The sequence below is a fragment of the Shewanella zhuhaiensis genome (assembly GCF_022484835.1).
Lineage (GTDB): Bacteria > Pseudomonadota > Gammaproteobacteria > Enterobacterales > Shewanellaceae > Shewanella > Shewanella khirikhana.
Window position 1 is genome coordinate 17,358 of sequence record NZ_JAKUDL010000006.1, and the last position, 14,002, is coordinate 31,359.

General features: G+C 54.7%; 15 protein-coding genes. 4 read left to right on the plus strand and 11 right to left on the minus strand.

Going from position 1 to position 14,002, the window contains the following annotated elements:
• Nucleotides 1-22: 22 nt before the first annotated feature.
• Genes cpdA through nudF form a run of 3 tightly spaced genes read right to left on the minus strand, consistent with a single transcriptional unit; the run spans nt 23 to nt 1,917 of the window.
• Entirely contained in the window at nt 23-862 is an 840-nt protein-coding gene (cpdA, locus tag MJ923_RS15630) for a 3',5'-cyclic-AMP phosphodiesterase (protein WP_240591888.1), read from the minus strand.
• 15 nt (nt 863-877) lie between these two features.
• Complete coding sequence (locus MJ923_RS15635; protein WP_240592058.1) at nt 878-1,297, minus strand: DUF1249 domain-containing protein; 420 nt, start codon at nt 1,295-1,297, stop codon at nt 878-880.
• 5 nt (nt 1,298-1,302) lie between these two features.
• The gene (gene nudF, locus MJ923_RS15640) at nt 1,303-1,917 is read right to left on the minus strand and encodes an ADP-ribose diphosphatase (protein WP_240591889.1); all 615 of its coding nucleotides are present in this window, start codon (nt 1,915-1,917) and stop codon (nt 1,303-1,305) included.
• Between the two features lie 239 nt (nt 1,918-2,156).
• On the opposite strand from nudF, the gene tolC reads away from it, so the two are divergent.
• Nucleotides 2,157-3,455, plus strand: a complete 1,299-nt coding sequence (tolC, locus tag MJ923_RS15645) for an outer membrane channel protein TolC (protein ID WP_126168237.1) — start codon at nt 2,157-2,159, stop codon at nt 3,453-3,455.
• Nucleotides 3,456-3,518: 63 nt separating this feature from the next.
• Here tolC and MJ923_RS15650 read toward each other — a convergent pair whose 3' ends face one another.
• The 3 genes from MJ923_RS15650 to MJ923_RS15660 are packed head-to-tail and all read right to left on the minus strand — an operon-like array spanning nt 3,519 to nt 5,724.
• The gene (locus tag MJ923_RS15650) at nt 3,519-4,259 is read right to left on the minus strand and encodes a TIGR04219 family outer membrane beta-barrel protein (protein WP_126168238.1); all 741 of its coding nucleotides are present in this window, start codon (nt 4,257-4,259) and stop codon (nt 3,519-3,521) included.
• A 2-nt stretch (nt 4,260-4,261) separates the two neighbouring features.
• Nucleotides 4,262-5,233 carry a DUF2333 family protein gene (locus MJ923_RS15655; RefSeq protein WP_126168239.1) on the minus strand — a complete coding sequence of 324 codons (972 nt, stop codon included), beginning with the start codon at nt 5,231-5,233 and terminating at the stop codon, nt 4,262-4,264.
• A 14-nt stretch (nt 5,234-5,247) separates the two neighbouring features.
• Nucleotides 5,248-5,724, minus strand: a complete 477-nt coding sequence (locus MJ923_RS15660) for a copper chaperone PCu(A)C (protein WP_126169545.1) — start codon at nt 5,722-5,724, stop codon at nt 5,248-5,250.
• Nucleotides 5,725-5,752: 28 nt separating this feature from the next.
• On the opposite strand from MJ923_RS15660, the gene MJ923_RS15665 reads away from it, so the two are divergent.
• The gene (locus tag MJ923_RS15665; protein WP_240591890.1) at nt 5,753-6,493 is read left to right on the plus strand and encodes an enoyl-CoA hydratase-related protein; all 741 of its coding nucleotides are present in this window, start codon (nt 5,753-5,755) and stop codon (nt 6,491-6,493) included.
• 86 nt (nt 6,494-6,579) lie between these two features.
• Here MJ923_RS15665 and MJ923_RS15670 read toward each other — a convergent pair whose 3' ends face one another.
• From MJ923_RS15670 to dusA, 3 genes are all read right to left on the minus strand, one after another.
• Nucleotides 6,580-6,774, minus strand: coding sequence for a PspC domain-containing protein (locus tag MJ923_RS15670; protein WP_126168241.1), 195 nt, complete (start codon nt 6,772-6,774; stop codon nt 6,580-6,582).
• A gap of 143 nt (nt 6,775-6,917) precedes the next feature.
• A complete protein-coding gene (locus MJ923_RS15675; RefSeq protein ID WP_240591891.1) occupies nt 6,918-7,199 on the minus strand; it encodes a hypothetical protein in 282 nt (93 codons plus the stop codon).
• A 197-nt stretch (nt 7,200-7,396) separates the two neighbouring features.
• Nucleotides 7,397-8,377: a tRNA dihydrouridine(20/20a) synthase DusA gene (dusA, locus tag MJ923_RS15680; protein ID WP_240591892.1), complete on the minus strand. Its 981-nt coding sequence runs from the start codon at nt 8,375-8,377 to the stop codon at nt 7,397-7,399.
• Between the two features lie 191 nt (nt 8,378-8,568).
• On the opposite strand from dusA, the gene MJ923_RS15685 reads away from it, so the two are divergent.
• The gene (locus tag MJ923_RS15685; protein WP_126168244.1) at nt 8,569-9,033 is read left to right on the plus strand and encodes a chemotaxis protein CheX; all 465 of its coding nucleotides are present in this window, start codon (nt 8,569-8,571) and stop codon (nt 9,031-9,033) included.
• Nucleotides 9,034-9,108: 75 nt separating this feature from the next.
• Here the strand turns inward: MJ923_RS15685 and alr are convergent, their stop codons facing one another.
• Both alr and dnaB read right to left on the minus strand, forming a co-directional pair.
• Entirely contained in the window at nt 9,109-10,185 is a 1,077-nt protein-coding gene (gene alr, locus MJ923_RS15690; protein ID WP_240591893.1) for an alanine racemase, read from the minus strand.
• A gap of 30 nt (nt 10,186-10,215) precedes the next feature.
• On the minus strand, nt 10,216-11,622 hold the full coding sequence (gene dnaB, locus MJ923_RS15695; RefSeq protein ID WP_240591894.1) for a replicative DNA helicase: 1,407 nt from the start codon (nt 11,620-11,622) through the stop codon (nt 10,216-10,218).
• 116 nt (nt 11,623-11,738) lie between these two features.
• Between dnaB and MJ923_RS15700 the strand changes: the two genes are divergently transcribed.
• Complete coding sequence (locus MJ923_RS15700) at nt 11,739-13,928, plus strand: S46 family peptidase (protein WP_240591895.1); 2,190 nt, start codon at nt 11,739-11,741, stop codon at nt 13,926-13,928.
• Nucleotides 13,929-14,002: the final 74 nt, after the last annotated feature.

Sequence of the window (14,002 nt, forward strand, 5' to 3'; positions counted from 1 at the left end):
CCTCACGCTGCGGCCTGAGCCCTCAGTAACCGCTGGAGTTATGGTCGGGGGCGAACAGGTTGCCTGGCACCCGGTAAACATGGGTATGAATGCTACCATCGTGCAAAAGCTCCAGCAAACGATAGCCGGGCTGCAGATGGTCCAGGGCAAAATAAGGGGATTTGGGCTTGAACTGAATACAGGTGGACGGGGTGGCCATCAGCGGCAGTGGCGCATTGTCTCGGGGGTAAAACTCATCCAGCGCCTGATGCACATGGCCCCAAAGCACACCTTTCACCTGAGGGTATTGCGAAACCCGCTCAAGAAATGCCGCACCATTATCCATGCAGTGCTGATCGAGCCAGGCACATTCAACCAAAATAGGATTGTGATGCATCACCAGCAAAGTATGGCGCTCGGGCTCGGCCGCGATGGCTTCGTCAATCAGCGCAAACTGGGCTTCGCCCATATGGCCGCCGGGCTTGCCGCGCACTGTGCTGTCCAGCATCAGGATTTGCCAGTTACCAATAAAGATGCGCTGCTGACCAAATACTCTGGGACCCTGCATGTGCAGGTGCATCACCCGCGGATCGTCGTGATTGCCGGGCAGATAATGACAAGGCAAGCCCAGAAGGCCGATGGCATCGACAAAGTTGCGGTAAGACTCGGGGGTATAGTCCTGACTGATATCGCCGGTGGCCAGCATCAGGTGGGCGGGGTAATGGGTCGCGTTGAGGGTATTGAGCACGGCCGAGAGACTCTGGGCGGTATTCACACCCAGAAGTTGCCCCTCATGGCTGGCAAACAGATGCGGGTCGGTGATCTGCACCAGGCGCGCAGTCTCCCCCTCTGTCAGTGAATATTCAACAGCCTCTTTCAGCACTATGTCGACCCAATTTTAAGACTGCACTGTCATCTGATTACGACAGCCAATCTTCAATAATTCTTCCAGGAATGCATTAACCTGGTACTTTTCATCACTTTGGTACATTCGCAAATTGGGGTAATCATACACTGCACTGAGGAGGGAAATCTGCTGACCAGTTAACACTTCTGCTAATTTAGCATCATGATAAATCCGAACCAATACCTTGGGGTCTGCGATAAGCGGTGTTTTTCCCAACGGGCGGGATATTTCGACCAATTGGGTGTAGCGGGTATTTTCCAGCAAGGTGATCTTCAGCAACCCATGTTTGCCCCGCACACTGACTGGCGCATCCAGGGCGAGCGCTTCCGGCAGCCAGCGCAGCAGCAAGGCATAATTGCGTCCACAAAGGGCAAGAAACCCATTGAGGTTGGGTTGATATCTGGGTTTCAAACCGCTCAATCCCGGCTCCCGATAAACTTATGGTGATTCAATTCCAGCCACTGCAGCCCGATAACGGTCGAGCCATTGTCGATTTCACCTGATTCTACCATGGCATAGGCTTCGGTGCGGGGCAGCACCAATACCCGGATATCTTCATGCTCGTGGGCCAGACCATGCAGACCTTCGGCCTTGCTGGCATCCACTTCGGCCATAAAAGCATAAAAGCGCTCGCTGCAGCCGCCCGGGCTGGACAGGTAGCTGCCGGTGGCAATAAGGCGTTTGGCTTCGAGCCCCGCTTCTTCCATCAGCTCACGGCGCGCCACCTCTTCAGGCGACTCGCCCTGCTCCATCATGCCGGCCACCAGCTCCAGCAGCCAGGGATGTTCACTGGTTTCCAGCGCAGGAAAACGAACCTGCTCGATAAGCACCACGCTGTCGGTCACTGGATCGTACGGTAATACCACCACCGCATGGCCGCGCTCGAAGACCTCGCGGGTTATCTCTTCACTCCAGCCACCGGCAAACAGCTTGTGCCGAAAGCGATACTGCATCATGCGGAAAAAGCCCTGATACAGCGGGCGCGACTCCAGCACTTCTATGTCTTTTCGGCTAAACAGTCTGTTAAACATCCCTTGCTCCATCGGTACATCTTTCACTTATTATCAGGGCTTTTACACAAAGATTTAAATTAAAATCTGTTACACTTCGGGTTTGACTCAAAAATGGTTGATTTTTTAGTATTTCAACCATTAACTTTTAGCTGTTTCGGGAAGCGTCGGGAAGCGCGAACCGCCCGGATTAAGGGCATGTGATTTTAATCCAGTTAATAACCCCGCCCTCGGGGACATTGTCTCAATAAGGACAGCCAATGAAATTCAAGCTCAGCTCTCTGTGCGCCGCCGTGGTTCTGGCCGCCGGTGCATCAAATGTCCATGCCGATGATCTGCTGCAAATTTATCAGCAGGCACTGACCAGCGATCCGCTGGTACTGCAGGCTCAGGCTCAGCGCAACGCGCTTTACGCCCAGATTGAAGAAAACCGCGCTCCCCTGCTGCCAACCATCAGTGCCAACGTTGGCTATGACAAGGCCTGGAAAGACCCATCAGACGATTCTGACGGCTTCACCGGTGGCATCAAGTTGAATCAGGTGATCTACGATCACAGCGCCTGGGTAGGTCTGTCTCTGGCCGAAAAAGCCGCGGCTCAAGCCGATGCTGCTTATGCCTCTGCACTGCAGTCGTTGATTATCCGCGTGACTCAGGCCTACTTTGACGTACTCAAAGCCAAGGACAACTACGAGTTCCAAGGCGCCGAGAAGCGCGCTATCGAACGTCAACTGGAGCAAACCAAGCAGCGTTTTGCTGTGGGTCTGACCGCCATCACCGACGTACACGAAGCTCAGGCGCAGTATGACCTGGCCTCGGCCACTGAAATCCTGGCCGAGAACACCCTGTCAAACAGCTACGAAGCCCTGCGCGAAATCACCGGCATCGACCACAAGTCTATCAATGTGCTCGATACCAATCGTTTCAGCGCGGCCGCTCCGGCGCCAGCCATGCCGTCCGAGTGGATCAAGATGGCCGAAACCAACAGCACCGACCTGATGAGTCAGCGCATTGGTAAGGACATCGCCGAAGAGACCATCAGCCTTTACAAGGCCGGTCACTATCCTTCGCTGAGCCTGAGTGCCGGTTACACCAAGGGCTTCGAGCAGACCCCAGGTCCAGACTTCGACAACAGCTCAATTGGTGTAAACCTCTCTATCCCAATCTTCGAAGGCTTCAAGGTCAGCTCCAAGGTTGAGCAGGCCCAGTACAGATACGTTGAAGCCAGCGAAAAGCTGGAGCAGAGCTATCGCCGCGTGGTGAAGGATGTGCGCAACAACTTCAACAACGTCGGTGCCTCTATCAGCTCCATCCGCGCTTACGAGCAGTCAGTGGTGTCTTCTGAGAGCGCCCTGAATGCCACCCAGGCCGGTTTTGAGGTAGGTACCCGTACCATCGTTGACGTGCTGAACCGTACCCGTGACCTGTACGATTCCAAGCGTAAGCTGTCCGATGCGCGCTACAGCTACATCAGCTCAGTGCTGGCTCTGAAACAGGCTGCCGGCACCCTGACTGAAGATGACATCATCGCCATCAACAATGGTCTGATGCTGTCTCAGTAAGGCTTTACTGAAGCATAAAAAAACCGCCCAATAGGCGGTTTTTTTATGTCTGACGAACGGCTGTTAGAACAGCAGTTCCACACCACCGAAGAAGCCCTTGAAGCTGCTGTCGGTAGAGATGCCGTCAAAGTTGTTCACATCGAAGTTAAACTCGCGGTAGCCGGCGCGGATACGGGTATCCAGTGCCACACCGTCGAATTCCCAGCCAAGACCCACGCTGTAGTCGTACACCTGGCTCTCATCCAGACCGGCCATCAGATCGGCAAAGCCGTACAGGCCAACGATTGGCAGACCCACAACGGCGCTGGCATAACCCATGATGATGCCGCCATCAAAGTCCTTCTGCTGCGCTACCGCTGAGGCGTTGCTGACCCGGAAGGAGCCATGCATCTGCTTGTAGGCACCGCCCACATCCAGCGACACAATGTCGTTGTCCAGCAGTTCATAGTAGAGCACGAAATCGGTGTTGCTCAGATCCATGGTGCTGTACACATCACCGCTGAAGTCGATGGTACCGAAGCTGAAATCGGCACCACTCTTGAAGCCATTTTCTTCGAGGCGGTTTTCACGGATCAGCAGGTTTGGCACCAGCGGAATGGGATGCTCAACCGCAATCCAGAGGCTGGTTTGGCCGGAGGTATCGTAATCAAAACCTTGCAGGTTGCCGGCGTTATCAGGCACGTTGCCTGCGGCGTCGGCCTGCCAGTAATCGGCACCGGCCTTGAAACCTAATACAGTGGCTGCGTTGGCTGAAGAAGCCGCCATGGCGGTGAGCAGCGCAGCTGCGAGAACGGATTTCTGCATAATTAACCCTGTGAAAGCAAGTTGGTTAAGTCAATGAGCGCCGCATTGGCGCGGGAAACGTAGTTGGCCATCACCAAGGAATGGTTGGCCACATAGCCAAAGCCAGTGCCATTAAGAACAAGCGGACTCCAAACCGTTTGCTGGGTCGATTCCAGCTCGCGGATGATCTGCTTTAAGCTGACTTCGGCATTTTTCTTCTTGAGCACATCGGCAAAATCGACCTCTACGGCCTTCATAAAGTTGAGCAGAGCCCAACAGGAGCCGCGACTCTCGTAGAAGACATCGTCAATCTCCCACCAGCTGGTTTTCACCTGATGGTTGGCAAGATTGGGGGTAGACTGACGGGCAGAGGTATCGCCGGCCAGATCGGTATTCAGACGCTCCTGTCCCACACTGGCAGACAAACGCTGCGACATGCTGCCAAGGCGCTTTTGCACCTCTTTGAGCCACTCGTTCAGGTTGTCGGCGCGGGCATAAAACTGAGCATCGCGGTTAGTGCTGTCGGAGATGCGGGCGCGGTAGAGTTTCAGCAGCTTAATGGCATCGCTGTACTCGCTCTCGGCGCTTGGCACCAGCCAGGAGGTATGGTCAATATTGAGCTTGGAGTGAGCCTCCAGCAAGTCGTTGTCGGCGGTAGACTGCGATTGAGAGCGGCTGAACTCTTTACGCATAATAAGCGCCAGATCCCGGGCCTGCTCCAGGGCGCCGAACTCAAATGCCGGCATATTGTCCATAAAGATAGACGGTGGTGTGGTGTCGTTTGACAACCAGCCGCCCGGCTTATTCAACAAGGTATCCAGGGTGTTGATAAGCGAGGACGTTGTGGCGTAACCCACCACCATCTGGCCATCTTCGGCGTTCAGCACCTCGGGCTCAAGCACATCCGGCTCGACGCTCCACCATACGCTCACCCCGTACATAACCACGGCAACAACCGCAGCTACGCCTGCGACCTTTTTCCATGTCACTTGCATCTGTGTTTACTCCTTTAATGATGGTGGTGATGATGCTCATCGGCAGCGGCAGCCGCCTTGCTCACCGGCAGTGAAATCTCCACGGTTTCACCGGACTTGAAGGTCAGCTCCAGGGCGACAGTCTCGCCTTCGGCAAGTGGCGCCTTAAGACCAAGCAACATCACATGGTCGCCCTGCTCACCAAGTGCCAGAGTGCCATGGGCATCAACGGGAAAGCCGGTGACCTGACGCATCTTGACCACATCGTTTTCCGTTACCAGGGTGTGCAGCTGAGCTTCACGGGCGACCGGGGTGCTCACCGCCACCAGCTCGTTGGCCTCACCATGATTAATCAGGGTGAAATACGCAGCTGTGTTGGGCGAAGCGGGGGGCATTGCGCGCACAAATCCATCTTTCACTATAATCTCAGCCATGGCTGGTGCGGATAAAAGTCCCACAAGGGCGAGATTAAACAGATGTTTGAATATTGGTTTCAATGTCATACACTCCATGTCATGCCAAGTGATCAGAGGAAATCCCATGAGTAAGATACTCGTCAAGGACGTAGAGGGCGTTCGCCACCTCAGCTTTAACCGCCCGGATAAGCGCAATGCGCTCGACCTCGATATGTACCGGCAGCTCACAGAATACCTTATGCAAGGTGAGAGCGACAATGAGATTCGTGCCTTCCTGTTGAGCGGCGAAGCCAATTGCTTCACTGCTGGCAACGATGTTGCAGACTTTTTGCAAAATAGCGACTTAGGGCCAAATCACCCCGCCGTGCGCTTTCTGTTTTGCTTGCTTGAACTGAAAAAACCCATGGTGGCAGCCGTCAGTGGCAGCGCCGTGGGCATAGGCACCACACTGCTGCTTCATTGCGACCTGGTGTATGCCGACAACAGCGCCAGGTTTCAATTGCCTTTCGTCAATCTGGCGCTGGTACCCGAGGCCGGTGCCAGCATGTTATTGCCGGAACTGGTGGGATACCAAAAGGCCGCAGAACTCCTGCTGCTTGGCGATCCCTTCGATGCCGTGACCGCCTGTGAGCTTAAGCTGATTAACGGCCTGGTTCCCTCTGAGACCCTGTTGCAAACCGCTATGGACAAGGCCAAACGACTCGCCGCTCAGCCGCCCCAGGCGCTGCAACAAACCCGGCAACTGATGCGCCCCCACAAACACAGGGTGCAACATCAAATGCATCTGGAACTGGAAGCCTTTGGTGAAAGGCTGAAAAGCGATGAAGCCAAGGCCAGATTTCAGGCATTTCTTGGCAAGGCATAACACAAGTGCCCCAACCCCTGGCTGAAAACTCCCCCACAGGAGCGTTCAGCAAGGGGCTGGCTATATCATCAAAACACCTGCCACCCTCATGCTTCCCACTTCTCCATCAGCAATGCCAGCGCAAAGTAAACCAGCAGCGTCATCGCAGGATTCAGCAAGGTAGACACCATCCAGGCCACCCGGGTCCACATGCAAGACCAGCCAAACTTGTCTGCCATGGCCGCGGCCACGCCACATACCAGGCGGCGGGGATTATTTAGGCGCATTTCAATACTGCTCATACTGTTCGTTCCTCAAGGGTGTAGCTTCAGAACCTGTGCCAGCGCATCAGGCAAGTGAATCCGGCAAAGACCACAAAGCTTGCTACCGGTAATAGCAGCACCAGTGCCGTTTTCAACGAGAGTCCTACTGTCAGCCACATGGATTACTCCTTGGAGGCGACCAGGGCCTCGGCTTTGGCAGGCGCAGTGGCTACCACTTTCTCTTCTGTGATTGCCGCCCAGCTTTTGGTCAGCTCAGTTTTCAGATCCAGTTGTAGGTCCAGGGCAGCGTTTTGCAACATTTCCTTGGTCTGGCTCACCATGTTTTGCTCGACAGTGCGCAAAAGCTCGGTGGTCAGTGCTTCGTTTGCCTGAGCGCTGGCCATGCCCAATGAAGAAGTCAGTGCCAGTACCGCCAAAGTAGATTTCAAAGTTTGCTTAAACATGGTGTTCACTCCGTTTGTTAACCAATGTCACAGAGGGAGTTACAATTGCCGTGCCAATTTTGAAAAATAAAAGCAAGCCACTGTTTTACAAATGATAAAACAGCATCCAGCACAAAAGGAGAACGGAGGAGAGATGGTTGGCAGGCGAAATTCACCAAGCTTGTGGTAAATTTCGCCAATTTGAAAAAATTGCGGGATTAAAGGCCGTTGTCTTCCATGGCTTTCAGTGCATTTTCAATCACTTCGATACCGGCACCTGGCTTGTGAGCGTTCTCACTCAAGTAACGGCGCCAGGCGCGTGAGCCTGGAATGCCCTGATATAAACCTATGATATGTCTGCTGATATGGTTGAGTCTGCCACCTTGCTCAAGGTGTTTCCCGATATAAGGAACTAATTTCCCGATAACCTCTTCCCGGCTTTGGACCGGCGAAGTCTTCCCGCAGAGGGCACTGTCGACTTCAGCCAGAATAAAGGGGTTTTGATAGGCCTCGCGTCCAACCATCACGCCATCGAGCCGCTCAAGATGGGTTTTGGCCGCATCAATCGAGGTCACGCCACCATTGATGCTGATGGATAGCTGTGGGTAGTCCTGCTTGAGCTGATACACACGGTCGTAGTCCAGCGGTGGAATTTCGCGGTTCTCTTTCGGGCTCAGCCCCTGCAACCAGGCCTTTCGGGCATGGATGATAAAGGTATCGCAGCCGGCCGCGGCAACTGTGTCGATAAAATCGGTGAGAAATTCGTAAGAGTCCTGCTCATCGATGCCAATACGGGTCTTGACCGTTACTGGAATCGACACCTGCTGGCGCATCGCATCGACGCACTCGGCGACCAATTTGGGCTCTGCCATCAGGCAGGCGCCAAAACGGCCATTCTGTACCCGATCCGAGGGACACCCCACGTTCAGGTTTACCTCATCATAGCCGCGCGCTTCGGCGAGCCTGGCACAGGCTGCCAAATCGGCAGGGTTGGAGCCACCCAGTTGCAGTGCCAGCGGATGCTCCTCTTCGTTGTACTCAAGATAGTCGCCCTTGCCGTGCAGAATCGCCCCTGTGGTGACCATTTCGGTGTACAGCAGCGCCTCGTTGGACATCAGGCGGGCAAAATAGCGGTAATGCCTGTCGGTCCAGTCGAGCATAGGCGCAACGGAGAAGGTGCGATTAATTGGCGATGGCATACAAGGCCCATCCTGTCAGCGGCAATAAAGGGCGGATATTTTACACGCCGGCGCGACAAAACGACACCCAAAATCCGGGCAGGGATCCCGGCAAAACTTACCCGCCACTATAAAATTCATCTACCCTTATGAATATGCGGGCGACATCACGGGATGCCCTCGCGATAAATATCAATCGAGGTGCGCCTGGAATGAATGTCGAATTTATCAATCCGTTTTTACAGTCTCTGCTGAATGTGGTTTCGACCATGGCCTCGATGCAGCTGACGCCGGGTAAGGCCCGACTGAAAACCGACAATCTGGCCAAGGGTGACGTTTCCGGGCTGATAGGTATGGTGGGGCCGCAGACCAAGGGCTCAATGTCGATAACCTTCGAAGAAAGCCTGGCGCTGCAAATCATGCAAAACATGCTTGGGGAAAACCCCGGCAAAATTAACGATGAAGTCACCGACATGGTCGGGGAAATCACCAACATGGTCACCGGTGGCGCCAAAAACCTGTTGGGCGAAAAGGGTTACGAATTTGAAATGGCGACCCCGGTTGTCGTGGCGGGCACAGGTCATCGTATTTCTCACAAGGCCGACGGCACCAAAATCATCATGCCATTCACCAGCCCCTACGGCACGGCCTATATCGAAATCTGTTTTGAAAACTGACAGTTAAAAACGACACAAAAAAGGCGCCCAACTGTGAGCGCCTTATTCAGAGCAAGTGTTTATCAACCCCGGCGGTTAATCCAGACAAACAGCCACCCGCGGGGTCAGCTTGGTCACCAGCTCATAGGCGATAGTACCAATCTGCTCTGCCACTTCCTCTACCGGCAAATCCGGCCCCCACAACATGGCGGCATCACCGACCTTATCATTGGCATCGGGCCCCAAATCCACCGTCAGCATGTCCATGGAGACCCGCCCCACTATCGGCACCCTGCGGCCATTAATAAGCACTGGTGTACCTTCGGGGGCATTGCGGGGGTAACCGTCGCCATAACCTATGGCAACCACACCAAGGCGGGTATCGCGGTTGGATGTCCAGTAAGCGCCATAACCAACACTCTCACCGGCCTTATGCTCACGTACGGCAATCAGCTGAGACATCAGCGCCATAGCTGGCTGCAAACCGTGATTGGCCCCCAAATCCCCTGCGACCGGCGATACGCCATACAAAGCAATGCCCGGTCGGATCCAGTCGGCCTGGCTGTCGGGCCAATAAAGCACTCCGGCGGAGTTGGCCAGAGTTTTATCGCCGGGCAGGCCTTCGGTAACTTGCTGAAAACGCGTCATCTGCGCTGCAGTCACCTGGTTGTCTGGCTCGTCGGCGCAGCTGAAATGGGTCATCAGATGCACCGGCTTGGCCACGTTGGCGTTGGCCAGCAAACGCTGGTACACCTGCTCAAAATCTTCCGGATGAAACCCAAGACGATGCATGCCGGAGTCGATTTTCAGCCACACAGTGACTGGCTTTTGCAGGCTAACCGACTCCAGCATTGCAAGCTGAGATTCGTGATGCACCACGGTGTCTATGTCGTGCTCCACCAGCAAAGGCAAGTCTTCGGTACGGAAAAAACCTTCCAGCAACAGCAGCCGGGCGTTAACACCACCGGCGCGTACTTCCAATGCTTCTTCGAGGCGTGCCAGACCAAAACCATCGGCATCATCAACGACCTCAGCAACATTGAGCAGGCCATGACCATAACCGTTGGCCTTTACCACTGCCATTACCTTACTGCCGGGGGCAATTTCCCGAAGCCGGGCAAGGTTGGCTTTCAGCGCGCGACTACTGATTTCTGCGCGGGGAAAGGGTTTCAAAATAACTGCCTTGTGAGAGCCATAACGGAGTTAGTCCTCTTCAAACTGAGGACCGGCATAATTGTCGAAGCGGGAGAATTGGCCCTGGAAGGTCAAACGTACCCGGCCGATGGGGCCGTTACGCTGCTTACCAATAATGATTTCGGCCGTTCCCTTATCGGCAGAATCGTTATTGTATACCTCGTCACGGTAGATAAACATGATGAGGTCCGCATCCTGCTCGATAGAGCCGGATTCACGCAGATCCGAGTTCACCGGGCGCTTGTCGGCTCTTTGTTCCAGCGAGCGGTTAAGCTGCGACAGTGCAATCACCGGGATCTCCAGCTCTTTGGCCAGCGCCTTGAGCGAGCGGGAGATTTCGGCGATTTCCAGGGTACGGTTATCAGAGAGTGCCGGCACCTGCATCAACTGCAGGTAGTCGACCATGATCATCGACAGGCCGCCCCACTCGCGGGCAACCCGGCGGGCACGGCTACGCACTTCAGTAGGGGTCAGACCCGAGCTGTCGTCGATATACATCTTGCCCTGCTCGAGCATCAGCCCCATGGTGGAAGACACCCGCGCCCAATCTTCATCGTCCAGCTGGCCGGTACGCACTTTGGTTTGGTCCACGCGTCCGAGGGAGGCGAGCATACGCATCATGATCTGTTCCGAGGGCATCTCGAGACTGAAAATCAGCACAGGTTTGTCTTCGTTCATGGCGGCGTATTCGCACAGGTTCATGGCGAAAGTGGTTTTACCCATGGACGGACGGGCTGCCACAATCACCAGATCGCCGCTCTGGAAGCCTGCGGTCATGCGGTCAAGATCGGAAAAGCCGCTGGACACCCCGGTCACACCGTTATGGGGGTTGTTATACAGCTCTTCGATTTTATCGACGGTTTTCTCGAGGATAGATTTGATGTCCTCGGGGCCTTCGTTGGCATTGGCCCGCTGCTCGGCAATCTTAAATACCTTGGTTTCGGCCAAATCCAGCAGGGCGCTGGAGTCTCTACCTTCTGGGTTATAACCGGCATCGGCAATTTCGTGGGCAACCCGGATCATCTCCCGCACCACCGCACGCTCACGCACGATTTCGGCATAGGAGTGAATGTTACCGGCGCTGGGGGTGTTCTTGGCAATTTCGCCCAGATAAGCAAAGCCACCTGCGTCATCCAGCTCGTTATTCAGTTCGAGCTGCTCAGACACTGTAATCAAATCGAGCGGCTGGCCCTGCTCCACCAACCTTTGCATGGCAGAGAAAATCAGTCGGTGAGAGCGGGAATAAAAATCGTCACGCACCACGGCCTCGGCCACCTTATCCCAGGCCTCGGCATCCAACATCAGGCCACCGAGCACCGACTGTTCGGCCTCAATGGAGTGTGGCGGCATCTTTAGCGCATCAAGCTGAGCGTCTCTGGGTTTCCCCTTGGGCTTAAACGCGGCTTCCTGTGACATTCAGTCTCCCAATATCCAACGGATTTGCAAAATATGGTATAAATCTTCGCGACTTTGGTGATACCAAAGCCTTTCCCATCCACGATGGACTCACGAACAATAATTAAGGAATCAACATGCGCAACCTAGTGGCAGCGGCGCTGGTGCTCTCATCCGGGCTGGCAGTCGCCGACGAAGGCCAGTGGCAACCTTATCAGATGCCTTCCATCGCAGACAAACTCAAGGCCCGTGGAATCGATATCCCCGCAGAACAACTCGCCGACCTGACTCGCCATCCCATGAATGCCGTGGTGGGGCTGGGGTATTGTACCGCCAGTTTCGTATCCCCCCAAGGGCTGGTAGTGACAAATCATCACTGTGCTTACCGGGCGATTCAATATAACAGCAGCAAGGATAAAAACTACCTGGCCGAGGGCTTCCTCGCGACCAGCAAAGATAAGGAACCTTCTGCCGGCCCCAACGAACGCCTGTACGTGACCGAAGCGGTTACCGACGTGACAAAAGCCGTGACCGATGCCCTGCCAGGCGAACCGCTGGCCCGGGTGGAAGCCATTGAAAATCGTCAAAAAGCACTGATAAAAGAATGTGAGAGCGACGATAACTATCGCTGCTCGGTACGCAGCTTCCACAATGGCCTGGAATACTATCTCATCAAACAGCTGATGATCCGCGATGTGCGCCTGGTGTACGCACCACCCGAAAGCGTGGGCAGCTACGGCGGTGATATCGACAATTACGAGTATCCACGTCACAGCGGCGACTTTACCTTCCTGCGTGCCTACGTGGGCAAAGACGGCAAGCCCGCACCATACAGCGACGACAACGTGCCCTATCAGCCAAAGAGCTTCCTGAAAGTAAATGGCTCAGGCGTAAAAGCCGGTGACGGCGTATTTGTAGCAGGTTACCCCGGCTCAACCAGCCGCTACCGCCTGACAACAGAGCTTGAGTTTGCCAGCAGCTGGCTTTACCCGACTCAGGCCAAGCGCTTCCAGGCGCGTATCGATACCATTGAAGCCATGGGCGCCGCCGAACCTGAACTTGCCATCAAGTACGCCGGCACAGTGGCGGGTATGGCCAATCGCATGAAAAAGCTCAATGGTCTGCTCGATGGCTTTAAAGCCACCGACATCGCTGCCATCAAGCAGCAGCGCGAAGATGCCTTTATGGCCTGGTTTGCCAGCCACGGCGATGCCAAACAGATGGCAGAGCTGAAAGCGCTGATTAAAGAAGGCCAGGATCAGTATCAGACCAACTATTACTTCAACAACGCTCAGTCGAGCGATCTGCTTGGCGCCGCCAATCGCCTGTATCGTCTCGCCAATGAAAAGCAAAAGCCGGATGCGGAGCGTGAGCAGGGTTATCAGGAGCGCGACATCAAGATGTTCGCCGACCGCCTCAAGCGCATCGACGCCAGCTTTGATGTGAAAGTAGACAAGGTGCTGTGGCAGGCAGATATCGAAGAGTATCTGGCTCAGTCTCACCGGGTTGAAGCCCTGGATAAGATGCTGAATAAAGGTGGCGACAAGCCCTTGTCTGAACGACTGGATGCGCTTTACAACGCCACCGGCCTGACCGACCAGGCAAGCCGTCTTGCCTGGATGGACAAGACACCAGCCGAGTTCCAGGCAAGTGACGATCCTTTCATTCAGCTTGCCGTTGCGCTGTACGATACCCGCATGGCACAGGAAAAGGCCGAAAAGACCCTGGACGGTAAGCTCAGCATTGCCCGTCCGGCGATGATGCAAGCCGTGATTGCCTACTACAAGGATAAAGGCTGGCCGGTATACCCTGACGCCAACGGCACTTTGCGCATCACTTACGGCATGGTGGATGGTTATCAGTCACGTGATGCCCTCTACAAGCAGCCTTTCACCCGTCTCGAAGGCATAGTGGCCAAGCATACAGGGGTTGAGCCTTTCAACGCGCCGCAAAAAGTGCTGGATGCAATCAAGGCCGGTGACATGGGCAAGCATAAAGTCGATGACCTCTACCCGGATGCAAGAAGCTTTATGTGCCGCCTGTTCTCCTGCCTGGACAAACCCGAAGCCTTTGGCTCGGTACCGGTGAACTTCCTTTCCAGCGTAGACACCACTGGCGGCAACTCGGGTTCCCCCGTGTTCAACGGCCGCGGCGAACTGGTGGGACTCAACTTCGACTCCACCTACGAAGCTATTACCAAAGACTGGTTTTTTAACCCGGAAATCACCCGCGCTGTACACGTAGATATACGTTACATCCTGTGGATGATGGACAAAGTCGACAACGCCCACAACCTGTTGGACGAAATGGATGTTGTAAACAACTGAAATTTATAAACTCTTGCAAAAGGCCACCCTCGGGTGGCCTTTTTTACTAATAAAAACAAAAAAGAGCACACCAA